This is a genomic window from Rathayibacter sp. AY1B5 (genome assembly GCF_002932795.1).
Lineage (GTDB): Bacteria > Actinomycetota > Actinomycetes > Actinomycetales > Microbacteriaceae > Rathayibacter.
Window position 1 is genome coordinate 15,081 of sequence record NZ_PSWM01000016.1, and the last position, 22,907, is coordinate 37,987.

Here is a 22,907-nt window from a genome sequence, read left to right on the forward strand (position 1 = left end):
TCCTCCCGGGTCGGTGCTGGGCCGGCGCCGAACCACGTCCGTGGCCGGCACCACCCCGGGTCGGTGCTGGGCCGGTGCCGAACCACGTTCGTGGTCGGCACCACCCCGGGTCGGTGCTGGGCCGGCGCCGAACCACGTTCGTGGTCGGCACCACCCCGGGTCGGTGCTGGGCCGGCGCCGAACCACGTTCGTGGTCGGCACCACCCCGGGTCGGTGCTAGACCAGCGCCGAACCGGGGATCGAGCTCGTCACGAGCGAGGAGGCGAGGAACGCGGTGGCGATGCAGAGCACGAACCCGATGACCGGCACGAGGAACGCGCGGCGGCCCACGAGGTAGCGCACGACCGTCACGACCACGGCGATCAGCGTCAGCGCGGGCGGCCCGATCAGCGCGATCGAGACGCCCCAGTCGATCCGGTCGAAGTCGCAGGCGAAGTTCTGGCCCTCGCACTGCGCGGGGAAGACCGAGAGGATCGCGGCGAGGTAGCCGAGCACGATCGTGAGCAGGCCGAGGGCGAGGCAGCCGAGGATCGAGAGCACGAGGTCCCAGCGGCGCCGGCGCGGCTTCCCGGCGGCGATGATCTCGCCCACCGAGCGGTAGGCGTCGGACCGGAACTCGTCGTGGGCGGCTCCGGGGCGGACGGCGGCGGGGCGGACGGCTCCGGGGCGGGCCGACGCCGGCCGAGCGGGGCGGGCCGCACCGCCCGAGGCGCCCTGGGCCCGCGCGCGCTTCTTCTTCGACGAGGCCATGCTCAGAAGATCATCGGGCGGTCGTCGTCGAGGGTCGTCTCGAGGTCGAGGTCGACCACCACCGGGACGTGGTCGCTCGGGGCGTCGCCCTTGCGCTCGTCGCGGTGGATCGAGGCTCCGGTGACGAGCTCGCCGAACGCGTGGGAGCCGAGCACGAAGTCGATCCGCAGCCCCTCGTTGCGCGGGAAGCGGAGCTGCTTGTAGTCCCAGTAGGTGTAGCCCTCGGGCACGAGCGGGCGGACGACGTCCCGCAGGCCGGCGTCCTCGAAGGCGGCGAAGGCGGCGCGCTCGGGGATCGAGACGTGCGTGGATCCGGGGCCGAGGCCCGGGTCGCCCACGTCGCTGTCGAGCGGCGCGACGTTCCAGTCGCCGACCAGGGCGAGCGGCAGGTCGGGCTCGGCGGCCAGCCACTCGCGGGTGCTCGCCTCCAGGGCCGCGAGCCACTCGAGCTTGTAGAGGTAGTGCGGGTCGTCGACCGCGCGGCCGTTCGGGACGTAGAGGCTCCAGACGCGCACGCCGTCGACCGTGGCGCCGATCGCGCGGGCCTCGAGCGGGTAGGAGCCGTCGGCCGCCGCCTCCTTCGCGAAGCCGGGCATGCCCGGGAAGCCGATCCGCACGTCCTCCATCGGCAGGCGCGAGGCGATGCCGACGCCGTTCCACTGGCTGAGCCCGACCATCTCGACGTGGTAGCCGGCGTCGGCGAAGGCCTCGTGCGGGAACTGCTCGGGCTTGCACTTGAGCTCCTGCATGGCGAGGACGTCGACGTCCTCGCGCACGAGCCAGTCGACGACGCGGCCGGTGCGGGCCCGGATGGAGTTCACGTTCCAGGTGGCGATGCGCATCCTGGAAGTGTAGGAGCCGCCGCCGACACGTCTCCTGCGCGTCCCCCGCGCTCCGGCGGCCGCGGGCCGGGGGAGTCATCCCCTCGGCGGATTGCGGAACCGGTGTCGGTGGTCGATGGTTGTCTAGCGCCGTCCCGACCGGCCGTTCGTCGAGCCGTCCGGACGCCGCCGCCGCCCGCGCCGTGCGGGCCCGACGGGCTCCCCGGCGCTCCGCGCTCCCCAGCCCGGTCCCCTCCCCTGCCGCTCCTGCTCCGCCCCTCCGGAGGACCCATGATCCTGCTCCGCCTCGCCTCCGCCTACGCGAAGCCCTACGCGCGCTGGGTGGCCGCCGTCGTCGTGCTGCAGCTCGTCGCGACGCTCGCCGCGCTCTACCTGCCGAGCCTCAACGCCGAGATCATCGACCAGGGCATCGGCCGCGGCGACACCGACTTCATCTGGGGCACCGGCATGACCATGCTCGGCGTCTGCGTCGTGCAGGTCGCCGCGGCGATCGGAGCCGTCTACTTCGGCGCCCGCACCGCCATGTCCGTCGGCCGCGACCTGCGCCGCGACGTCTACCGCCGCGTCGACTCGCTCAGCGGGCTCGAGGTCGGCGGCTTCGGTACGGCCACCCTGATCACCCGCGGCACGAACGACGTGCAGCAGGTGCAGATGCTCGTGCTGATGACCCTCAACTTCATGGTGTCCGCGCCGATCATGTGCGTCGGCGGCATCGTCTTCGCCCTGCGCGAGGACGCCGGCCTCTCCTGGCTGGTCTGGGTGTCGGTGCCGCTGCTGTTCGTCGTGGTCGGCTTCCTGGTGTTCCTGCTGCTGCCGCTGTTCCGCCTCATGCAGGACCGGATCGACGGGATCAACAGCGTGCTCCGCGAGCAGATCACGGGCATCCGCGTGGTGCGCGCCTTCGTGCGCGAGCCGTTCGAGTCCGAGCGGTACCGCAAGGCCAACGCGGCGATCACCGAGGTGTCGATCAAGGTCGGCAACATCTTCGTGCTGATGTTCCCCGCGATCATGATGATCCTGCACCTGGCCACCGCGGCCGTGCTGTGGTTCGGCGGGCAGCGCGTCGACGCCGGTCAGATGCAGGTGGGCTCGCTCACCGCGTTCCTGCAGTACCTCCTCCAGATCCTCACCGCCGTGATGATGGGCGTCTTCATGGTGATGATGATCCCGCGCGCGGTCGTCTGCGCCGAGCGGATCCAGCAGGTCCTCGACGCCCGCACCAGCCTCACCACGCCCGAGGGCGGGGTCCCGACGCCGACACGTGGCCGCGTGGAGTTCTCGGGGGTCGTCTTCGGGTACCCCGGCGCCGAGCGCCCCGTGCTCTCGGGCATCGACATCCTCGCGGAGCCGGGCCGCACCACGGCCGTCGTCGGCTCCACCGGCGCCGGCAAGACGACCCTGCTCGGCCTCGTGCCCCGCCTGTTCGACCCGCAGGAGGGCACCGTCACGATCGACGGCGTGCCCGTCTCCTCCCTCGACCGGGCGCAGCTCGCCGAGGTGGTCGGGCTCGTGCCCCAGCGCCCCTACCTCTTCTCGGGGACGATCGCCTCGAACCTGCGCTTCGGCCGCCCCGACGCGACGGACGCCGAGCTGTGGGAGGCGCTGCGCATCGCCCAGGGCGAGGACTTCGTGCGGAGCAAGGAGCACGGGCTCGACGAGCCGGTCTCGCAGGGCGGCACCAACGTCTCCGGCGGGCAGCGCCAGCGGCTCTGCATCGCGCGGGCCCTCGTCGCGAAGCCGCGGGTCTACCTGTTCGACGACTCGTTCTCGGCGCTCGACGTCGCGACCGATGCGCGGCTGCGGGAGTCGCTGGCCGACGCCACCACCGACGCGACCGTGATCATCGTGGCCCAGCGGGTGTCGACCATCCGCCATGCCGACCAGATCGTCGTGCTCGACGCGGGCCGCGTCGTCGGCCGCGGCACGCACGACGAGCTCCTCGAGACGAACGCGACCTACCGCGAGATCGTCGAATCCCAGCTGAGCGTCGAAGGAGTGTCCTGAGATGGCGCGCACACGCGACACCACCGCGCCCGAGGAGACGACGTCCCTCGAGCCCGAGTTCGAGCCCGGCGAGGGCGACGGCGGCATGTTCGGGGACGGGCCGCCCGCCCGCAAGGCGCAGAACTTCTGGCCGTCCGCCAAGCGCCTCTTCTCGCTGCTCGGCCCCGAGCGCGCCCGGATGGTCCTCGTGGTCGCCCTGGTCTCGCTGTCGGTCGTCCTCACCGTCATCGCGCCCAAGATCCTCGGGCAGGCGATGGACACGATCTTCAACGGCGTGATCGGCTCGCAGCTGCCGGCCGGCGTCCCGCTCGAGCAGATCATCGAGCAGCAGCGCGCCTCGGGCAACGGCACCTTCGCCGACATGCTGGCCAAGACCGACATCGTGCCCGGCGCGGGCATCGACTTCGTGGTCCTCGGCCGCCTGATCATCATCGTGCTGCTGATGTACGTGGTCGCGTCGGTGCTCATGTGGGCGCAGGGCTACATCCTCAACGGCCTCGTGATGCGGGTGGTCTTCGGTCTGCGCCAGGACATCGAGGCGAAGCTCAACCGCCTCCCGCTGCGCTTCTTCGACACCCGGCAGCGCGGCGACGTGATGTCGCGCGTCACGAACGACGTCGACAACATCCAGACGGCGCTGCAGCAGGCCTTCTCGCAGCTGGTGCAGTCGGTGCTCACCATCATCGGCATCGCCGCGATGATGTTCATCGTCTCGTGGCAGCTCGCGCTGATCGCGCTGATCTCGATCCCGCTCTCGGGCGTGATCGCGGGCGTGATCGGCGCCCGCTCCCAGAAGCTCTTCGCCGCGCAGTGGAAGAACACGGGCGCGCTCAACGGCCACATCGAGGAGACCTTCTCCGGGCTCGAGATCGTCCGCGCCTTCGGCCGCGACCGCGAGATGCTCGAGGAGTTCGACCGCCGCAACGACAGCCTCTACACCGCCTCGTTCGGCGCGCAGTTCGTCTCGGGCATGATCATGCCCGCGATGACCTTCGTCTCCTACCTCTCCTACGTGCTCATCGCCGTGGTCGGCGGGCTGCGGGTCGCCTCGGGTCAGCTGACGCTCGGGGACGCGACCGCGTTCATCCAGTACTCGCGCGAGTTCACGCAGCCGGTGACCCAGCTCGCGAGCATGGCGAACATGCTGCAGTCCGGCGTCGCCTCGGCCGAGCGCACGTTCGAGCTGCTCGACGCCGAGGAGCAGGAGCCGGAGACGGCGACCGCGTCGCTCCCGCAGCGCACCGACGGCCACGTGGAGTTCGAGGGCGTCTCGTTCTCGTACGACCCGGAGCAGCCGCTGATCGAGGACCTGACCTTCTCTGCCCAGCCCGGGCAGACGGTCGCCATCGTCGGTCCGACCGGCGCCGGCAAGACCACGCTGGTCAACCTGGTCATGCGCTTCTACGAGCTCACGGGCGGACGCATCCTGCTCGACGGCGTCGACATCACGAGCCTCGCGCGCGGCGATCTGCGCTCGCGCGTGGGCATGGTGCTGCAGGACGCGTGGCTCTTCCAGGGCACGATCCGCGAGAACATCCGCTACGGGCGCCTGGACGCCACCGACGAGGAGATCGTCGACGCGGCGAAGGCCACCATGGTCGACCGCTTCGTGCGCCAGCTGCCCGACGGCTACGACACGGTGCTCGACGCCGACGGCGGCAGCGTCTCGGCGGGCGAGCGGCAGCTGATCACGATCGCGCGCGCGTTCCTCGCGAACCCGTCGCTGCTGATCCTCGACGAGGCCACCTCCTCGGTCGACACCCGCACGGAGCTGCTGGTGCAGCACGCGATGAACGCCCTGCGCACCGACCGGACCTCGTTCGTCATCGCGCACCGGCTCTCCACGATCCGCGACGCCGACACCATCCTGGTGATGGAGTCGGGGCGGATCGTCGAGCAGGGCGCGCACGAGGCGCTCCTGAAGCAGCGCGGCGCCTACTACGAGCTCTACATGACCCAGTTCCGCGGAGGAGGCGACGAGGCGGGCGAGCACGCCGCAGCGGGCGCGCTCCCGAGCGGGGGAGGGGTCGCCCCGTAGAGTAGGCGCGTGACCGACGCACGCCAGCAGCTCATCGAGTACATCGGCTCCGACGCCGTCTTCCACGGGGACTTCACCCTCACCAGCGGCAAGAAGGCGTCGTACTACGTCGACCTGCGCCGCGTGAGCCTCGATCACCGCGTCGCGCCGTTGATCGGGCAGGTCATGCTCGACCTCATCGCGCCGATCGAGCGCGTGGACGCCGTCGGCGGCCTCACCATGGGCGCCGACCCGATCGCCGCCGCGATCCTCCACCAGGGCGCCGCCCGCGGCCTCGCCTACGACGCGTTCGTCGTGCGCAAGGAGCCCAAGGACCACGGCCGCGGCCGGCAGGTCGAGGGCCCCGACCTCGAGGGCAAGCGCGTCGTCGTCGTCGAGGACACGTCCACCACCGGCGGCTCGCCGCTGAAGGCGATCGAAGCCCTGCTGAAGGTCGGCGCCGAGATCGCGGGGGTCGCCGTCGTCGTCGACCGCGCGACCGGGGCCCGCGAGATCATCGAGGAGGCCGGCTACCCGTACTTCGCCGCGATCGGTCTGGCCGACCTCGGCCTGAGCTGATGGTCGACGACAGGGGACGCGACGGGGGCCCGGGAGGCGGCGAGCACCCGGATCGGGAGCGCCGCGGATCCGAGGACCGCGAGCCGGAGCGTGCCGGATCGGAGACCGCCGAGCCGGAGCGTCCCGAGCCGGAGCGTCCCGAGGCCGAGCGTCCCGTCGGCGGCAGCGAGTGGCTGCTCCAGCAGCTCAGCGGCGGCCGTCTGAAGAGCATCTTCGATTCGCCCCGCCCCTCCCCTCCCGCGGAGGAGCCGCGCGCGGAGCGGACGTCCGGTCCTGCTGGGTCCGCGGCCGACGAGGCCCACGCCTCAACGGAGGAGCGGAGCGACACGAGCGAGTCGGCCTCCTCCGCCGACGCGGCCGGACCGTCCTCGGACGACGGCGACTCCGGTGCGGTGCCGTCCCGTGCCCCCGCCGCTCCGGTCGGCCTGTGGCCGGGGGAGCCCGTGCTGAGCGCGACGCCCGCCCCCGAGGAGGCCCACGACGATCGTCCGACCTCTGCGGACGACCCCGCTCGGGTGGAGGATGGCGACGACGACGACCGCGGCACTGTCGCGGAGCCGGAGCGCTCCTCCGACCGCGACGGAGTCTCCGCCGGGGGACGGGACTCCCGGGGCGGTGACACGGGTGTCCCCGCCGCGGGGGCCCGGGACACGGGATCGCCCGCGACCGGTGCCGGCGAGACCGGTGCCGGCGAGACCGGTGCCGGCGAGACCGGTGCCGGCGAGACCGGTGCCGGCGAGACGGATGTCCGCGAGACGAGTGCCCGCGGGACGAATGCCCGCGAGACCGGCGCCTCCGGTGCGGACGTGTCCGACGAGGACGCCTTCGACGCGTTCTTCGCCCCCCTCCGCGACGACGCGGACGACGCCGACCCCCACGCCGACTCCGACCGCTCCGCCGACGCCGGCCGCACCGACGTGCACCGCCGCGGGGCCGACTCCGTGCGCCCGGTCCTGCCGCACACCGACCCTCCCGCCGACCTGCCGACCGCACCCGCCGGGCTGCGCAGCGCCCACCGGCCGGACGACGAGCCCGATGCCGGATCCTCGACCGACGTCGATCCCGCGGGCCGCACCGCCGCCCCCTACCCCGCCGACGGACGCCCGGTCGGCGCGACCCCGCCGACTCCGCGCGAGCCGACTCCGCCCGCCGTCTACGAGTGGCCCGACCCGCGCGGGGACTGGGACCAGCCGCCCGTGTGGGAGCAGGTCGTCGCTCCGCGTGACGAGCCCGACGAGGACGGCGGTGACGAGGAGCTGTGGCGCGAGACCGCCGGCGCCTACTCGTGGAACCTCGAGCCGGCCGCCGAGCCCGCCGACCGCGCCGAGCCCGCGCCCTTCCGCACCGCTCCCGCGGCCGCCCACGTCAACGCCGCTCCGCCGCGGAAGAGCCGCTCCGCCCGGTCCCGACCCGAGAGCCGCGAGCGCGACTCGGCGCCCGCCGGAGCGCCCGCATGGCGCACGCTCAGCCGGCGCCGACTCCTGATCGGCCTGATCGCGGCGGTTGCGGTGATCCTCCTCGCCGGGCTCTTCGCGATCGGCATCGCCGTCGGGAGCGCCGGCGGCCGGGCCGAGCCGCAGGCCGCACCGGTCGTCAGCGAGACGCCCGCGGCGGAGCCGACCCCCTCGCCCACCCCGACCGCGACCCTCCCGACCGTCGGACCGCTGCCCGTCGGCACCTGGGCCTGGAGCGCGCTCCTCGGCGGCGAGTGCATCGATCCCTTCGACTCCGTCTGGGCGGAGGAGTTCACCGTCGTGGACTGCGCGAGCGCCCATTCCGCCCAGCTCGTCGCCACGGCGGAGCTGACCGACGCGGCGTTCCCCGGCCAGGACGCCCTGGCCGTCACCGTCTCCTCGCTCTGCCAGGCGCAGGGCGTCGTGGACGTCGCCGCAGCCGAGACCTACGGCGACGTGCAGGTCGCCGGCGCGTTCCCCGTCACCCAGGAGCAGTGGGACGCGGGCGAGCGCAGCTACTACTGCTTCGTCGACCGCGCGGGCGGCGGCGAGCTGACCGGCTCCCTCGCCGGCACTCCCGCGGCCTGACGCGCGCCGTCGCGTCGGCCCGGGGGATGCCGCCGTGCCCCTGCTCTGCGCACCCGGCCGAGCCGGGGAGCGCCCAGTAGGATCGCTCGTCGTGCAGGAGAACGAGGCGACCCCCGCGACCGGACCAGCCGCCTCCGTGGAGCTCACCACGAACGGCGTCGGCCCCTGGCAGGGGGAGTGGCCCGAGGACGACCGTCTCGACCCGGAGCTGCTGGAGCGCGGCGACGCGCGCAACGTGATCGACCGGTTCCGCTACTGGCGGATGGACGCGATCGTCGCGGAGCTCGACCGCACGCGGCACCCGTTCCACGTCGCGATCGAGAACTGGCAGCACGACATGAACATCGGCTCGATCGTCCGCAGCGCCAACGCCTTCGGCGCGGAGGGCGTGCACATCGTCGGCCGGAGGCGCTGGAACAAGCGCGGCGCGATGGTCACCGACCGCTACCAGCACGTCCAGCACCACGAGACGGTGGCCGACCTCGTGCAGTGGGCCGCGGAGGAGGAGGTGCCCCTCCTCGCCGTCGACAACGTCCCCGGCTGCGTGCCGCTCGAGACCTACCGGCTGCCCGAGCGCTGCCTCCTGCTGTTCGGGCAGGAGGGGCCCGGCCTCTCGGAGGAGGCGATCGCCGCCTCCGAGGCCGTGCTCGAGATCTCGCAGTTCGGCTCGACCCGGTCGATCAACGCCTCGGCGGCGGCGGCCGTCACGATGCACGCCTGGGTGCTGCAGCACGTCCGCTTCTGACTGCCCCGCCCTCGACGGCACCGAGGGAACCCCGAGCCGTCGAGACAGCCTCGTGGAGCGGGTTCCCTCGACGGTCCGGGGTTCCCTCGGAGGCGGTGCGAGGCTCGGGACTCAGACCGCGGAGTCCGGCGGGAACTCCGACTCCAGCGGCTCCGACGACAGGAGCTCGTGCACCCCGCTCAGCACCTCGTCCGGGCGGAACGGGTAGCGCTCGATCTCGGCCTCGTCGCTGATCCCCGTGAGCACCAGCACGGTGTGCAGGCCCGCCTCGATGCCCGCGACGATGTCGGTGTCCATCCGGTCGCCGATCATCCCGGTGTTCTCGCTGTGCGCACCGATCTTGTTCATCGCCGAGCGGAACATCATCGGGTTCGGCTTGCCGACGACGTACGGATCCTTGCCCGTCGCCTTCGTGATGAGCGCCGCGATCGCCCCCGTCGCCGGGAGCACGCCCTCGGCGCTCGGCCCCGTCGCATCGGGATTGGTGACGATGAAGCGCGCACCCGCGACGATCAGGCGGATCGCCTTCGTGATCGCCTCGAAGCTGTAGTTGCGGGTCTCGCCCACGACCACGTAGTCCGGCGCCGTCTCCGTCATGATGAAGCCCGCCTCGTGCAGCGCGGTGGTGATCCCCGCCTCGCCGATCACGAACGCGCTCCCACCCGGCATCTGCGACGCGCAGAAGTCCGCCGTCGCCAGGGCGCTCGTCCAGATCCGCTCCTCCGGCACGTGCAGCCCCGACCCGCGCAGCCGCGCCGCCAGATCCCGCGGCGTGAAGATCGAGTTGTTCGTCAGCACCAGGAACGGGGTGCCCGAATCCGTCCACTCCTGGATCAGCTCGGGCGCGCCGGGGAGCGCCTTGTTCTCGTGCACCAGCACGCCGTCCATGTCCGTGAGCCAGGCCTCGACTTCACTGCGGTTCGTCGCCATGGGTCGATGCTATCGGCGGCACCCCCGCGCACGACGGCGACGACCGGCGAACCGCCCGGCTCCCTCCGCTGACGCCCCTGTGGAGGGACGACCGTCGTGCGCCGGACGGCCGGACCCCGGACCCGCACAGCCGCGAGCGGGATAGCCTGGGAGGCATGAGTGGCGAGAACCTGCTGGGCCCCGAACCGACCCTCCTCCCCGACGAGCCCGCGGTCACCGCGGCCCTCGCGAAGCACGCGAACCCGGGAGCCGTCGAATTCGCCGCCCTCGCCGCCGCCCACCCGCGCTCCCCGCTGGCCTGGGCACTGCTCGCCGACAGCGTCTGGGGCATCGACGCGGCCCTCCCCTCCTACGCCTACGCCCGCGTCGGCTACCACCGCGGCCTCGACCTCCTCCGCGGAGCCGGCTGGCGCGGCCAGGGCCCCATCCCCTGGCGCCACGGACCCAACCGCGGCTTCCTGCTCTCCCTCTACGCCCTCCGCCGCGCCGCCGACTCCATCGGCGAGACGGAGGAAGTCACCCGCCTCACCCAGTTCCTCCAGCAGGCCGACCCGATCGCCATCGAGGAGATCGAGCGGTACCACGAGGACGCGTTACCCCCTACCGCCGCCATCATCATCCTCGGCAACGACTAGGCGACGCCCGGGTGCGGTTCTGGCGGCGTTGTCGTCGGGCGCCGTAGCGCCGCTACGGCTTCCTCCTCCGCCTTGCCAGAACCGCACCCGGACGCCGCCTAGCCCTGTGCTGGTGGGTGGGCGCCGTGCCTTCGGGCACGAGCGCGGGGCGCCGTGCCGGGGGCACGAGCGGCCGCGTGGGGCCGTGCCTGCGGCACGAGCCTGGTCCGAGGGAGCGTGGGGGCCGTGCCTTCGGCACGAGGGGCCGCGGGGCCGTGCCTTCGGCACGAGCCTGGACTGCGAGCGTCAGGCCGTGCCTGCGGCACGGGCCGCTCCACGGGTGAACGGGGTCGTGCAGGCGGCACGAGGCGGCTCGGGTGCGTCTGTGGGCGGGAGCCGCGGGTCGGGCGGCGGGTAGGTGGATCTAGGCGGCGCGCGGGAGCTGCGGCAGGATGGGGGGATGGACGGCGCGGTGGTGGAGGCGCTCCTCGAGGGGCTTCCGGGAGCGGAGGCGGGCTTCCCGTTCGGCGAGGGGACCCGGGTGTGGAAGGTCGCGGGGAAGGTGTTCGCGCTCGAGTCGGAGCGGTTCGGGCGGCCGGTGGTGAGCGTGAAGGCGCTGCCCGAGAACGTGGTGCACCTGGTCGCGGGAGTCGACGGGATCGAGCCCGGCTACCACCTGAACAAGAAGCACTGGGTGACGGTCGACGCCGGCGGGACCGTGGAGCCCGAGCTGGTGCTGGAGCTCATCGAGGAGTCGCACGCGATCGTGGTCGCGAAGCTGCCGAAACGGCTCCGCCTCGCCCTCGACGGCACCGCCTCCGGATCGCTGAACGAGGACGCCTGACCCGGACGGACGGCCCGCCCACGGCACCCGGACGCACGGGATCCCCCGCCGCAGCAGGGGATCCCGGGGTCGCGCGGAGCGGCCCGACTACAGGCCGTAGGAGCGGAGGTACGCGGCGGTGTCGTGCCAGCCCTCGACGGCGAAGCACTCGACGCCCATCGCCTTGACGGGGTAGTCGTTGCCGTCCGGGTCGAGGCGGTCGCCGACGAAGATCATGTCGTCGAGGGGGATGCCCGTCAGCTCGGTGAGCTTGTTCATCCCGTACGCCTTGTCGATGCCCTTGCGGGTGATGTCGACGGAGGTCGAGCCGCCGGAGCGGACCTCGAGGTCGGGGAGCACGGCCTGCACGGCCTCGCGGAGGGTGTTCTTCTTCTCGCCGTCCGGGTCCCAGGCCTGCTTGACCTCGACGGGCGCGGACTGGCCGAGGGCCGAGAAGGTGATCTGCGAGTCGCGGTCCTCGAGGATCGGGCCCCAGGTCTCGGACTCCCAGTAGCCGAGCTCCTTCGCCTTCTCCTCGACGGCGGCGAGGGCGCGCGACTTCTCGTCCTCGGTGAGGTTCTCGGCGTAGATCTGCGCCCAGTCGCCGTTCTCGTACCGGTAGTACTGCGTGCCGCAGGTGGGCATGAGGTGCAGCTTCGCGAGGACCTCGGGGTCGGCGCCCTCGAGGCGGTCGAGCACCTGCATCCGGAACTGGCCGATCTGGCCGCCCGAGATGATGCACACCTCGGTGGCCTGGAGCAGCTTCACGAAGAGGTCGGCCATCGCCGGGTCGACGGGGGACTTCGAGGCGGCGAGGGTGTCGTCGAGGTCGAAGGCCATCAGGCGGGGCAGGGTGCTCATGGAACTCGTTTCACGGTCTGCGGACGGGGCGGTAACGAGGATACGGGGCGCCGCCGGAACGCGCGCGCGGTCGGCGCGGGCGGGCTCCGAGCGCAGACTGAGGGCATGACCGCCGCCACAGCGCCCGACGGAGGACGCCGCTCCCTCCCGCGCACTCTCGCCCGCATCCTCCTGGGCCTGGTGCTCGCCACGGCCGGCACGGCGCACCTGACGGTCGCTCGTCAGGCGTTCCAGGCGCAGGTCCCGCCGTGGCTGCCGGCCGACCCGGACCTGGTGGTCGTCGCGTCGGGCGTCGTCGAGATCGCGCTCGGGCTCGCGCTCGTCGTGCTCGTGCGGTGGCGCGTGATCGTGGGTGTCGTGGTGGCCGCGTTCTTCGTCGCGGTCTTCCCCGGGAACATCTCGCAGCTGGTGACGCGGACGCCGGCGTTCGGCCTCGAGACGGACGCGGCGCGAGCGGTGCGGCTCGCCTTCCAGCCCCTCCTGGTGATCTGGGCGCTCTGGTCCACGGGAGCGTTCTCGGCCTGGCGGGCCCGCCGGTCGCGCAGCCGCGACGACTGAGCCGCCGGTCCGCGGCCCGATCGTCCCGCGATCCTCCGGAACGACGAACGGCGGCCGGCGGGAGACCCCGCCGACCGCCGCCCGTGCCCTCCTCGGCTAGGCCGCGAGGCGGCGTCGCGCGACGACCAGCGCGAGGCCCGACAGCAGCAGCACGAGGGCTCCGCCGATCAGGCCGGCCGCGTCGGCGCCGGTGTTCGCGAGCGAGCCCGGGCCGGAGCCTCCCGCGACGGGGGCCGCCGTGGTGGTGGGGTGCGGCGACGGAGCGGCGGTGGGCTGCTCGGTCGGGGTGCCGGGCTCGGTCGGCGCAGGGGTGACCGGGACCTCAGCGGCGGGCACCGTCGTCAGCGACCAGTTGGGGTCGAAGAAGTCGGCCTGGTCGATCACGCCGCGGGCGGTCGACCAGTCGATGAGCAGCTGGCGGATCTCGAGGCGCTCGTCGTAGACGAGGGGGGCCTGCGCGACGGCCGGGTAGGCGCCTCCGCCGCTCTGGCGGTAGTTGTTGACCGCCATCACGAAGCGCTCGTCGTCGGCGACCGGGGTCCCGTCGGCGTGGGCGAGACCGCGGATCCGCGAGCCGGCGGGCTGCGAGACGTCGATCACGTAGTCCAGGCCCGAGATCGCGTCGTAGTTGTAGTCCGGGATGCCGTCGGGGCGGTCCTCGGTCGTCGCGTTGGTGCCGGTCTCGGGGTCGAACACGGCGCCCTCGGCGGTCTGCACGAAGTAGCGGGCCGAGAACTCGAGGTAGTCGCGCACCTCGGCTCCGGTCAGCTCCACTCCGCGGAGGGTGTTCTCGTAGATGTACAGGCCGGCGATGTCGCGGATGCTGACCTGCCCCTTCGGGAAGACGGCGGTGCGCGAGAACGGCGACGCCTGCGAGATCACCGGCAGGTCGGCCCACTCGGTGCCCTCGAGCGCCGTCTCGACGGTCTCGGCCTGGACGGTGTTGATGAAGTCGATGATCGGGGTGTCCTCGTAGCGCGAGGTCGCGGCCGAGAGCTCCTCGACCGAGTCCGCGACGGGGGTGTTGACGTACTCGATCGTGGCGGCGTGCTGCTCGGCGAGGGCGTCGACCAGTGCGGGCGACTCCTCGGCGATGTCCGTCGCGTAGACGGGCTTCGCGACCGGCGCGCTCCCGGCCGACCAGTCGACCTCGAGGCCGCCCGCGGCGTCCGGCACCAGGTTCAGGGTGACCTCGGTGAGGCCCTGCGCCCAGAACTTCGGCTGGGTGACCAGCACCTGCTCGCCGGCGACGTTGGTGAACAGCGTCTGCGGCAGGTCCTTGTGGCTGTGGCCGGCGACGACCACGTCGATCCCGGGGACCTGCGTCGCGATGTTGTTGACGACGTCCTCGTTGAGGTCGGCGGCGTCGTACTCCGCGTCCGGGACCGTGCCCTGGCCGGTGTGCGCGAGGACGACGACCACGTCGGCCTGCTCCTGCACGATCGGGACCCACTGCTTCGCGGCGGCGACCATGTCCTGGAACTCGAGGACGCCGTCGACGTACTGCTTGTCCCAGACGCGGACGCCGGGGGTGACGAGGCCGAGGACGCCGACGGTGACCGTCTTCCCGTCGATCTCGCGCTCGATCAGCGTGTAGGGGTCGTGGTACGGCTTGCCGGTGGCGACGTCGACGACGTTCGCACCCAGCAGCGGGGCGTTGAGATCGCCCTCGTACGCGCTGAGCATGTCGAGCCCGTAGTTGTACTCGTGGTTGCCGACGACCTGCGCGTCGTAGCCGATGGTGTTGAACGCGGTGGCCATCGGGTGCGTCGTCTCGCCGGAGAGGACGCCCGCGGCGCCGTCGCCGAGGCCGTAGTAGTAGGTGAGCGGCGTGCCCTGGATCGCGTCGCCGTTGTCCATGACGAGCACGGACTCCTCGCCCTTCTCGGCGCGGAGGCGGTCGACCTCGGTCGCGACGCGGGTGAGGCCGAGCGTGCCGGCGGCCGGGTACGGCGCGTTCGCGAAGTAGTCCCAGTCGTAGACGTGCCCGTGCGTGTCGGTCGTCGACACCAGGGTGAGCTCGACGCCGTCGTCGAGAGGGGCGGCCGAGGCGATCGGAGCGGCGGTGGCGGCTCCGAGTGCGACGACGGCGAGGAGGCTTGCGGCGCGGAGTCTGCGCATCGTGGTCCTGTTCGCGTGATGAGTGGAGTGTGAACGTCCTCGAATCTATGCGGCGCGTGTGAACTGCGCATGACGGGATCGAGAGCATTGCTCGGCGATGCGTCCGCGGTGCGGCTCCGGTGCCGGGGCGTCCGCCGGGCCGGCCGTCGCCGGGGGCGTCCGCAGGGCCGGCCCGCGTCGGCGCGTCCGCCGGGCCGGCCTCGCGGCGAGGGCGTCCGCCGCACCGGCCTCGCGGCTGGAGGCGTCCTCCGGCCCCTCCGCTAGAATCGAGCGGCTGGTCGCGCGGAGGCGGCACGACTGCCGCGCCGCACCCGCCCACCCCCGCCCCTCCCGTCGAGAAGGACACCGCCATGCCAGCAATCGTCATCACCGGCGCCCAGTGGGGCGACGAGGGCAAGGGACGCGCCACCGACCTCCTCGGCAGCCGCGTCGACTACGTCGTGAAGTTCAACGGCGGCAACAACGCCGGGCACACCGTCGTCGTGGGCGACGAGAAGTACGCCCTGCACCTCCTCCCCTCCGGCATCCTCACCCCGGGCGTCGTCCCGGTGATCGCGAACGGCGTCGTCGTCGACATCGAGGTGCTCTTCCACGAGCTCGAGGCGCTGAGCGCCCGCGGCGTCGACGTGTCGAAGCTGCTCGTCAGCGCCAACGCGCACGTCATCACCAGCTACCACCGCACCCTCGACAAGGTCACGGAGCGCTTCCTCGGCAAGCGCCAGATCGGCACCACGGGCCGCGGCATCGGCCCGGCCTACGCCGACAAGATCAACCGCGTCGGCATCCGCATCCAGGACCTGTTCGACGAGAACATCCTCCGCCAGAAGGTCGAGGGCGCCCTCGACCAGAAGAACCACCTGCTGGTGAAGGTCTACAACCGCCGCGCGATCCTGGTCGAGCAGGTGCTCGAGGACCTGCTGCAGTACACCGAGCGCCTGCGCCCGATGGTCGCCGACACGTCGCTCGTGCTCTCTCAGGCGCTCGACGCGGGCAGGACGGTGCTGTTCGAGGCGGGCCAGGCCACGATGCTCGACGTCGACCACGGCACCTACCCGTTCGTCACCTCCTCCAACGCGACCTCGGGAGGAGCGGCCACCGGCTCCGGAGTCGCGCCGAACCGCATCGACCGCGTCATCGCGGTCATCAAGGCGTACACGACCCGCGTCGGCGCCGGTCCGTTCCCGACCGAGCTCTTCGACGAGTGGGGCGAGTACCTCCGCCGGCAGGGCTTCGAGTTCGGCACCACGACCGGCCGCCCGCGGCGCTGCGGCTGGTACGACGCCCCGATCGCCCGCTACTCGGCGCGGATCAACGGGGTCACCGACTTCGTCCTCACCAAGCTCGACGTGCTCTCGGGCCTCGAGACCATCCCCGTCTGCGTCGCCTACGACGTCGACGGTGTGCGCCACGACGAGGTCCCGGTCTCGCAGAGCGACTTCCACCACGCGAAGCCGATCTACGAGGAGTTCCCCGGCTGGCAGGAGGACATCTCCGGCTGCCGCGAGTTCTCTGACCTGCCGCAGACCGCGCAGGACTACGTGCGCGCGCTCGAGGCGATGAGCGGCGCCCGGTTCTCGGCGATCGGCGTCGGCCCGGAGCGCGAGCAGGTCGTCGTGCTGCACGACCTGCTCGACTAGAGCCTTTCGCCGACCGCACGCCGGTGCGCGCCGCGGCCGACTGCACGCCGGTGCGCGCCGCGTCTCGTCACAGCCGGTGCAGGCCGCGGCCGATCGCCGACAGCACGGCCCGCTCGACGTCGTCCCACTGCGTGAGCACCTGGGTCGCCGAGAAGCGGAGGGTGACGTAGCCGTCGACCGCGGCGAACAGATCGCGGCGGCGGTCGTTCTCGAAGTCGTGGGTCGACCTGCCGTCGATCTCGACGATCAGCGTGCGGCCGATCAGCAGATCGACGCGGCCGACGCCGGGGATCCGGGCCTGGGTCGAGCACTCGACCCCGATCGAGTGCAGGCGCCACCGGGCCAGGGTCTCGACGCCGCTGCCCGAGTCGTCGCGGGCGAACGCGAGGAGCGCCTGGAGCCGCTGCGGGCAGGCCGCCCGCAGCTCGGCGAGGTCGTCGGGTCCGAGCAGGCGCTTCTCGAGCGCCGACTCGAGCGCGACCAGCATGTCCTCGGCGCCGAGGGTGCGGCCCAGCTGCAGCAGTGCGTGCGGGACGGACACCCGCAGGGGCTCGTCGTCGGGCCGGGCCGGGTCCCAGTGCAGGCGGACACCGCGGGGAACGGTGAACCGACCGGCGTTCGGCCCGACGTGCACGTGCAGCCGAGGCGAGCGCAGAACCCAGAGTCCGTGGGAGCGAGCCGCATCGGTCGCGGCGAGGCGGCCGCCGAGCCGGAAGGCGGTGAGGGCCTCCGGAGGAAGGTTCGGCGAGGCGTACCGGCCGCTCCGGCCACGGACCAAGCGGCCGTCCGCGACCGCTGCAGTGAGGCCGCGAGCAGTCGCGCCGGCGGCGAGCAGGACCGGCCGCGAGGAGACTCCACCGTGGAGGGACATGAGGCGATCGAGATCCACACGGCGAGCCTGGCGCCCGACCGCCGTTCGGGGAGGGCCTCCTGCCTCTGCCGCGACGACCGGGCCGTCCGATTCGACTGTGGAGGGACGTCGCAAGCCTCTACGACCGGCGATCGTGTTCACAACTCAGGACGAACGTCCTCGGGCCGTCGGATTCATGCGGATCCGGCCGGGTCCGAACGAATTCTTCCTGAGTTGTGAACACGACCGCTGCCGAGCGCGCCGGATAATCGGCCCATGCAGATCTACGCCGACCTCCCGGCCGTCCGCGCGCGGCAGATCCTGGCCGACGCCCTCGCTCTCGGCGTGGCCGTCGTGGCGATCGCCGCGGGGATCGCGGTCGGCTCGCTGATCGCCGGCCTGGCCGAGATCGGCCGTCGGCTCGAGAGCGCCGGCAGCGGCTTCGGCTCGACCATGAGCGACGCCGGGACCACCCTCGGCGGCATCCCGCTGCTCGGCGACGCCGTGCGCGCGCCCTTCGATGAGGCGAGCGGGGCCGGCTCCGTGCTGGCCGCCGCCGGACGCGACCAGCAGCAGCTCGCGAGCGCCCTGGCCGTGGTCGCCGGGCTCGCCGTCGGGGGCCTCCCGCTCCTGCTCCTGGCCGTGCTCTGGCTCCGGCCCCGGCTCCGTTTCGCCCGCCGGACCGCCGAGCTGCGCGCCCTGGGCTCGACCGGCGGCGGAACCGAGCTGCTGGCCCTGCGCGCGCTCACCCAGGCGTCCCCCCGCGAGGTCCTCGCCGCGCACCCGGACGCCGCCGCGGGCTGGCGGACCGGCGACCCGGCCGTCACCGCCGCTCTGGCGGCCCTCGCCCTCCGCCGGGCGGGGCTCCGGCCGCGCTGACCCCGGAGGACCACCGCGGGTCCGCCGGAGGGATGACGCCGCGAGCCACTGCGGACGACGCCGGCGACACGGGTGCCTCCGTAGCGTCGGGGACATGCAGAACCAGACCTCCTCCGTCGTGGCGCGCGTCGAGGGCGTGCGCAAGCTCTACGGCAGCACGCCGCCCGTCGTCGCCCTCGACGACGTCACCCTCTCGATCGAACGGGGCGAGTTCACCGCGGTGATGGGCCCCAGCGGATCCGGCAAGTCGACGCTCATGCACGTCCTCGCCGGCCTCGACACCGCCTCCTCCGGCCGCGTGTTCCTGGGCGACGCCGAGATCACCTCGATGAGCGACGCCGAGCTGACGGTGCTCCGCCGCCGCAGCGTCGGCTTCGTCTTCCAGGCCTTCAACCTCGTCCCCACGCTCGACGTGCGCGGCAACATCCGCCTCCCGTTCGAGCTCGACGGCCGCTCCGTGACCGGCGACGAGGAGCAGTGGATCGCCCGGCTGATCGAGTCCCTCGGGCTCCGCGAGCGCCTCACGCACCGGCCCCACGAGCTCTCGGGCGGGCAGCAGCAGCGCGTGGCGATCGCCCGCGCCCTCGCCACCCGGCCGCAGCTGATCTTCGCCGACGAGCCGACCGGCAACCTCGACTCCCGCACCGGCCGCGAGGTCCTCAGCCTGCTCCGGGCCTCCACCCGCGAGTACGGCCAGTCGATCGCGATGGTCACCCACGACCCGATCGCGGCGGCCTACGCCGACCGCATCGTCTTCCTCCGCGACGGGGCCGTCGTCGACGACCGCCGCGGGATGAGCGCCGAGGAGATCTCGCGCGCGATGCTCACGATGGAGGGCGCGGCGTGAGCGGCGTGCGCACGGGCTCGACCCAGGGCGGGGGCGCCGTCGTCACCGTCGCCGCACTCGCCGCGGCGTTCGGCGCCGTGCTGGTGCAGGTCATCGCCGACATGGTCGCGGCCTTCGCGGCAGCGGGGATCGACGGCATCGGCCAGGTCGCCCTCATGCTCGGGATGGTCGGCGCCGTCTTCTTCGGCATCGCGGTGTTCGTGGGCGGGATCGTCACGGCCAACGCCGTCTCGACCGTCATCGCCGGGCGCACCCGCGAGATCGCGCTGCTGCGCCTGCTCGGCGCCTCCGGCCGGTCGCTGCGCGGCGGGATCGTCCGCACGGGCCTCCTGCAGGGTCTCCTCGGAGCGGCGATCGGCGTGGTCGCCGGCGTCGCTCTCGTGGCGCTCGCCGCGGAGCTCGCCATCCGGAGCGGCACCCTCCCGCGCTTCGACTACCCGCTCGTCTCGCCCGGCCTCGTGCTGCCGCTGATCGCCGTGGTCGCCTCGACGGTCATCGCCTCGTGGTCCGGATCGCGCCGCGTGCTCGCGGTGGCGCCGTCGCAGGCCGCCGGATCGTCCGCCGAGCCCCGCTACGAGGAGCTGCGCGGCCGCACCGCCCGCAATGTCACGGCGATCGTCTTCGTCGTGGTCGGCGCGCTGCTGCTCGCCGCCGGCGTGGTCCTCGGGCTCACCAACCCCGGCGGAGTCCTGCTCGGGCTCGTCGGAGGCATGGCGTCCTTCACCGGCGTGATCCTCGGGGCGCCCGTCCTGCTCCCTCCGCTCACCGCCCTCGTGGGCCGCGCTTTCGGCCGGGGCCCCGTCGCGCGTCTGGCGTCCGCCAACGCCGTCCGCAACCCGGCGCGCAGTGCGCGCGCCGTCATCGGCCTGGTCATCGGAGTGTCGCTGGTCACGATGTTCGCGGTCGCCGCCGCCACCTTCGGCTCGATCATGGAGCGATCGGGCGAGACGAACCCCGAGGTGATCGCGGCGTTCGAGCAGTTCATCCAGGTGAGCACCGCGGTGATGAGCGTCCTGCTCGGCTTCTCGGTCGTCCTGGCCGCCGTCGGCATGGTCAACACGCTGTCGCTCAGCGTGCTGCAGCGCCGGCGGGAGCTGGGCCTGCTCCGCGCGCTCGGCTTCACCGGCTCGCAGGTGCGGTCGATGGTGGTGCTCGAGGCGGCGCAGATGATCATCGCTGCCGCGGTCCTCGGCATCGTGCTCGGCGTCGTCTACGGCTGGTGCGGCGCGATCTCAGTGTTCGGCTCGCTGCCGGGCATCGGACTGATCCCGCCGACCGTCCCGGTGCCGATCCTGGTGGCGGTGCTCGTGGTGGGCGTCGTGATCACGGTCGTCTCGGCCGTGCTGCCCGCCCGCCGCGCCACGACGGTGTCGCCGGTCGCCGCTCTCGCGGTGGCCTGAGGGCCGGCGCCGCCGGATCGAGGAGAGCCCGCGGCGTGAGGACAGGCGCCGTCCCGCGGAGGACCCGGAGGCAGGCACCACGCAGAACCCGCGGCCTGAAAGGCGGCGCCCTCACACCACCGAGAACCCCGCGGCGAGGGGCTCCCGCCCGCTGAGCGCGAGCAGGAGCTCCTCGCCGCGTCCGGCTCGAGCAGCCAGCCCGCCGGTCAGCGCGCAGCACGCCTCGACGGCCTCGGCGGGCAGCACGTGCCGGATCCCGGTGGCGCGCGAGAGGTCGAGCGTGTGCACGACCAGCTCGAGGAGCCGGGTCCGGAGGTACTCGCCCAGCTCGATCGCGTGGCCGCCCACGGCGACGAGGCGGCCGGGACGCTGGGCGGCGACCAGCTCGACCGCGCGGCCCGCCGCCTCCGCCAGCGCCTGAGCCGGCCTGTCGCCGAGCAGCAGTCCCGCCTCGACCCCCCGCTGCGCCACCGCCACGGGGTCGGCGACGTTCCCGGCCAGCGCGGCGTAGTAGTCGAGCGCGTCCTCGATGGTCGGCTGGGGCGGCTCCGGAGCGAGGAGGTACGCCTCGACCGTCAGCACGGCCCGGGAGGCGTGGCCCGCGAGGCCTCGGACGTCCCAGACGCCGAGCCCCGGCTGCTCCCACTGGTCGTCCCGCACCTGAGCGAGCAGGCCGACGAGGGCGGCGGCGGCGGACTCGAACAGTGCGGCGGTGCTCATGGAGCCATGCTGGCACGGTGCCCCACACTGATCGCATGAGCAGTCCCCGCCGCCCCGGTCCCGTCACACTCGTCGGCCGCTCGATCGTCCTCGAGCCGCTCGCCGCCGAGCACGTCGAGCCGCTCCGGCGGGCGATCGGGCGTCCGGAGGTGTTCGCCGGCGGCTACGGAGGAGGACCCGCCGGCCTCCCCGGCGGACCGGAGGAGTTCCGCGCCTTCGTCGACCGCTACTACCCGTGGGGCACGGGCCTGCCGTTCGCCGTGCTGCAGGAGGGGCGCGTCGTCGGCACGACCTCGCTGGCCGACTTCGACGAGACGCGCGAGGCGGCCCACCTCGGCTGGACGGCCTACGCGCCCGAGACGTGGGGCACCGTCGTGAACCCGGAGGCGAAGCGGCTGGTGCTCGGGCTCGCCTTCGACAGCGGCTACGAGCGGGTGAAGCTCCAGGCGGATGCGGTGAACGCGCGCTCGCGGGCCGCGATCCTCCGCCTCGGCGCCGTGTTCGAGGGGGTGCTCCGCCACGACCAGCGGCGGGCCGACGGCTCGTGGCGCGACACGGCCGTCCACTCGATCCTCGCGGCCGAGTGGCCGGCCGTCCGCGACGCGCTCGACCGTCGGATCGACGCGGCGCTAGCGCTCTCTCCCTCGGCCGCGCAACCGCTGACCGACCGGGCGCCCGAGGAGTAGGAAGGAGGAATGGAACGCATCCACTACGCCGGCAGCTCCGTGCTGACGGGTACCGCCATCGCGCGGTCGCTGCTGGCCTACGCGGAAGCGCTGGCGCTCACCAAGGGGTCGATCACGGTCGACATCCCGATCCGCCAGGAGTCCGGCCGGCCCGGACGGGCGGCGCTGCTGATCGGACCGGCGAGCCAGCTGTTCTCGGAGTCCGAGGACGACGGAGCCGAGGAGCTGCTCGACGAGGAGCTCGTCGAGCGCTTCACCCGCGAGACGGCCCGCCTGGGCGTCTCGCACCCCGTGGCCGAGGAGGACGGCGGCGCCGGGCCCCTCTCCGCCGTCGACACCGAGATCCCGCACTTCCACGGCGAGGACGACTCCTGGTGAGCATCCGGGGCGCCGGTAGTATCGACACCCACGACTGCGCCCGACCCTTCGCGGACGGGCGACTTCCCGAACGGAGAACCGCCTGATGGGGCGACTGATCTACGACTCGACCCTCGAGGCCGACTTCGACGACCGTCTGCTGGCGCACCTGCAGATCGTGATCGGCTCGAAGCTCGCGCGCAACGAGTCCTTCTACTTCTCCTGGAAGGACTCCCAGGCGGTCGGCGACGGACGCACCTCGATCTGGCTGCACCCCGCCATCCCGTTGCGCTTCAAGTACCACGGCGGCCGCGCACCGAACATCAACCCGGACTGGATCCGCCAGCTGCTCGCCGACTCGCACACGGCGCACGGGCTGCGGATCAGCGAGGAGCCCCACGGGACCGCCCGTCAGAGCGAGGAGAGCATGCTGTGAAGCGCGTCGAGATCATCTACGGCGGAGCGCCGTTCAGCCTGAGCGAGACGAGTGCCGCGGAGGTGCGCGAGAGCATCGACCGCGCCCTGGACGGCTCCGCGTCGCGCTGGATCACGGTGAACCAGGGCGAGGGCGAGCCTCGCGAGACCTCGATCCTGATCACGCCGGGAGTGGCGTTCTCGGTCGCGGACGTCGCGCACTGAGGCTCG

23 protein-coding genes are annotated in these 22,907 nt (G+C 72.9%); 16 read left to right on the plus strand and 7 right to left on the minus strand.

All coding sequences use genetic code 11. The annotated features are described in order from the left end of the window. Positions 1-216: 216 nt before the first annotated feature. Positions 217-750: a hypothetical protein gene (locus C5D44_RS10950; protein ID WP_104281665.1), complete on the minus strand. Its 534-nt coding sequence runs from the start codon at positions 748-750 to the stop codon at positions 217-219. Between the two features lie 2 nt (positions 751-752). Further along, entirely contained in the window at positions 753-1,592 is an 840-nt protein-coding gene (locus C5D44_RS10955; RefSeq protein WP_104277334.1) for an exodeoxyribonuclease III, read from the minus strand. A 270-nt stretch (positions 1,593-1,862) separates the two neighbouring features. Here C5D44_RS10955 and C5D44_RS10960 point away from each other — a divergent pair, with 270 nt between their 5' ends. The 5 genes from C5D44_RS10960 (at position 1,863) to C5D44_RS10980 (ending at position 8,979) form a co-directional block, all read left to right on the plus strand. Next, positions 1,863-3,596, plus strand: coding sequence for an ABC transporter ATP-binding protein (locus tag C5D44_RS10960; RefSeq protein ID WP_104277335.1), 1,734 nt, complete (start codon positions 1,863-1,865; stop codon positions 3,594-3,596). A 1-nt stretch (position 3,597) separates the two neighbouring features. After that, positions 3,598-5,634: an ABC transporter ATP-binding protein gene (locus tag C5D44_RS10965; protein ID WP_104277336.1), complete on the plus strand. Its 2,037-nt coding sequence runs from the start codon at positions 3,598-3,600 to the stop codon at positions 5,632-5,634. A 9-nt stretch (positions 5,635-5,643) separates the two neighbouring features. After that, on the plus strand, positions 5,644-6,192 hold the full coding sequence (gene pyrE / locus C5D44_RS10970) for an orotate phosphoribosyltransferase (RefSeq protein WP_104277337.1): 549 nt from the start codon (positions 5,644-5,646) through the stop codon (positions 6,190-6,192). After that, on the plus strand, positions 6,192-8,234 hold the full coding sequence (locus C5D44_RS18650; protein ID WP_104281666.1) for a septum formation family protein: 2,043 nt from the start codon (positions 6,192-6,194) through the stop codon (positions 8,232-8,234). The genes pyrE and C5D44_RS18650 overlap by 1 nt, the downstream gene beginning before the upstream one ends. Positions 8,235-8,325: 91 nt before the next feature. After that, complete coding sequence (locus C5D44_RS10980) at positions 8,326-8,979, plus strand: RNA methyltransferase (RefSeq protein WP_104281667.1); 654 nt, start codon at positions 8,326-8,328, stop codon at positions 8,977-8,979. A 111-nt stretch (positions 8,980-9,090) separates the two neighbouring features. On the opposite strand, the gene C5D44_RS10985 is transcribed toward C5D44_RS10980, so the two are convergent. Further along, positions 9,091-9,909 carry an HAD-IIA family hydrolase gene (locus C5D44_RS10985; RefSeq protein WP_104277340.1) on the minus strand — a complete coding sequence of 273 codons (819 nt, stop codon included), beginning with the start codon at positions 9,907-9,909 and terminating at the stop codon, positions 9,091-9,093. Between the two features lie 155 nt (positions 9,910-10,064). On the opposite strand from C5D44_RS10985, the gene C5D44_RS10990 reads away from it, so the two are divergent. Both C5D44_RS10990 and C5D44_RS10995 read left to right on the plus strand, forming a co-directional pair. Further along, entirely contained in the window at positions 10,065-10,544 is a 480-nt protein-coding gene (locus tag C5D44_RS10990; protein ID WP_104234388.1) for a DUF3151 domain-containing protein, read from the plus strand. A gap of 439 nt (positions 10,545-10,983) precedes the next feature. Beyond that, positions 10,984-11,367: an MmcQ/YjbR family DNA-binding protein gene (locus C5D44_RS10995; RefSeq protein WP_104277342.1), complete on the plus strand. Its 384-nt coding sequence runs from the start codon at positions 10,984-10,986 to the stop codon at positions 11,365-11,367. A gap of 87 nt (positions 11,368-11,454) precedes the next feature. On the opposite strand, the gene C5D44_RS11000 is transcribed toward C5D44_RS10995, so the two are convergent. Next, positions 11,455-12,207 carry an HAD-IIB family hydrolase gene (locus tag C5D44_RS11000; protein ID WP_104222786.1) on the minus strand — a complete coding sequence of 251 codons (753 nt, stop codon included), beginning with the start codon at positions 12,205-12,207 and terminating at the stop codon, positions 11,455-11,457. A gap of 105 nt (positions 12,208-12,312) precedes the next feature. Between C5D44_RS11000 and C5D44_RS11005 the strand changes: the two genes are divergently transcribed. Beyond that, complete coding sequence (locus tag C5D44_RS11005) at positions 12,313-12,765, plus strand: hypothetical protein (protein WP_104281668.1); 453 nt, start codon at positions 12,313-12,315, stop codon at positions 12,763-12,765. A gap of 96 nt (positions 12,766-12,861) precedes the next feature. On the opposite strand, the gene C5D44_RS11010 is transcribed toward C5D44_RS11005, so the two are convergent. Further along, entirely contained in the window at positions 12,862-14,886 is a 2,025-nt protein-coding gene (locus tag C5D44_RS11010) for a bifunctional UDP-sugar hydrolase/5'-nucleotidase (protein ID WP_104277344.1), read from the minus strand. Positions 14,887-15,236: 350 nt separating this feature from the next. On the opposite strand from C5D44_RS11010, the gene C5D44_RS11015 reads away from it, so the two are divergent. Then, positions 15,237-16,523 (plus strand): adenylosuccinate synthase, encoded by a 1,287-nt coding sequence (locus tag C5D44_RS11015; protein WP_104222783.1) that lies wholly within the window; start codon positions 15,237-15,239, stop codon positions 16,521-16,523. Positions 16,524-16,590: 67 nt separating this feature from the next. Here the strand turns inward: C5D44_RS11015 and C5D44_RS11020 are convergent, their stop codons facing one another. Next, positions 16,591-17,412 carry a DUF559 domain-containing protein gene (locus C5D44_RS11020; protein ID WP_146088034.1) on the minus strand — a complete coding sequence of 274 codons (822 nt, stop codon included), beginning with the start codon at positions 17,410-17,412 and terminating at the stop codon, positions 16,591-16,593. Between the two features lie 237 nt (positions 17,413-17,649). On the opposite strand from C5D44_RS11020, the gene C5D44_RS11025 reads away from it, so the two are divergent. The 3 genes from C5D44_RS11025 (at position 17,650) to C5D44_RS11035 (ending at position 20,499) form a co-directional block, all read left to right on the plus strand. After that, positions 17,650-18,252: a hypothetical protein gene (locus tag C5D44_RS11025; protein WP_104277542.1), complete on the plus strand. Its 603-nt coding sequence runs from the start codon at positions 17,650-17,652 to the stop codon at positions 18,250-18,252. A 94-nt stretch (positions 18,253-18,346) separates the two neighbouring features. Beyond that, positions 18,347-19,099 carry an ABC transporter ATP-binding protein gene (locus C5D44_RS11030; RefSeq protein ID WP_104222781.1) on the plus strand — a complete coding sequence of 251 codons (753 nt, stop codon included), beginning with the start codon at positions 18,347-18,349 and terminating at the stop codon, positions 19,097-19,099. Beyond that, entirely contained in the window at positions 19,096-20,499 is a 1,404-nt protein-coding gene (locus C5D44_RS11035) for an FtsX-like permease family protein (protein WP_104281669.1), read from the plus strand. Before C5D44_RS11030 ends, C5D44_RS11035 begins: the two co-directional genes overlap by 4 nt. Before the next feature lie 111 nt (positions 20,500-20,610). On the opposite strand, the gene C5D44_RS11040 is transcribed toward C5D44_RS11035, so the two are convergent. After that, entirely contained in the window at positions 20,611-21,219 is a 609-nt protein-coding gene (locus C5D44_RS11040; RefSeq protein ID WP_104281670.1) for a maleylpyruvate isomerase N-terminal domain-containing protein, read from the minus strand. Between the two features lie 35 nt (positions 21,220-21,254). Here C5D44_RS11040 and C5D44_RS11045 point away from each other — a divergent pair, with 35 nt between their 5' ends. The 4 genes from C5D44_RS11045 (at position 21,255) to C5D44_RS11060 (ending at position 22,901) form a co-directional block, all read left to right on the plus strand. Continuing rightward, positions 21,255-21,905 (plus strand): GNAT family N-acetyltransferase, encoded by a 651-nt coding sequence (locus tag C5D44_RS11045; RefSeq protein WP_104281671.1) that lies wholly within the window; start codon positions 21,255-21,257, stop codon positions 21,903-21,905. A gap of 9 nt (positions 21,906-21,914) precedes the next feature. Beyond that, the gene (locus tag C5D44_RS11050) at positions 21,915-22,283 is read left to right on the plus strand and encodes a hypothetical protein (RefSeq protein ID WP_104222777.1); all 369 of its coding nucleotides are present in this window, start codon (positions 21,915-21,917) and stop codon (positions 22,281-22,283) included. A gap of 85 nt (positions 22,284-22,368) precedes the next feature. Next, complete coding sequence (locus tag C5D44_RS11055; RefSeq protein WP_104222776.1) at positions 22,369-22,698, plus strand: ATP-dependent DNA ligase; 330 nt, start codon at positions 22,369-22,371, stop codon at positions 22,696-22,698. Beyond that, complete coding sequence (locus C5D44_RS11060; RefSeq protein WP_104222775.1) at positions 22,695-22,901, plus strand: hypothetical protein; 207 nt, start codon at positions 22,695-22,697, stop codon at positions 22,899-22,901. The genes C5D44_RS11055 and C5D44_RS11060 overlap by 4 nt, the downstream gene beginning before the upstream one ends. Positions 22,902-22,907: the final 6 nt, after the last annotated feature.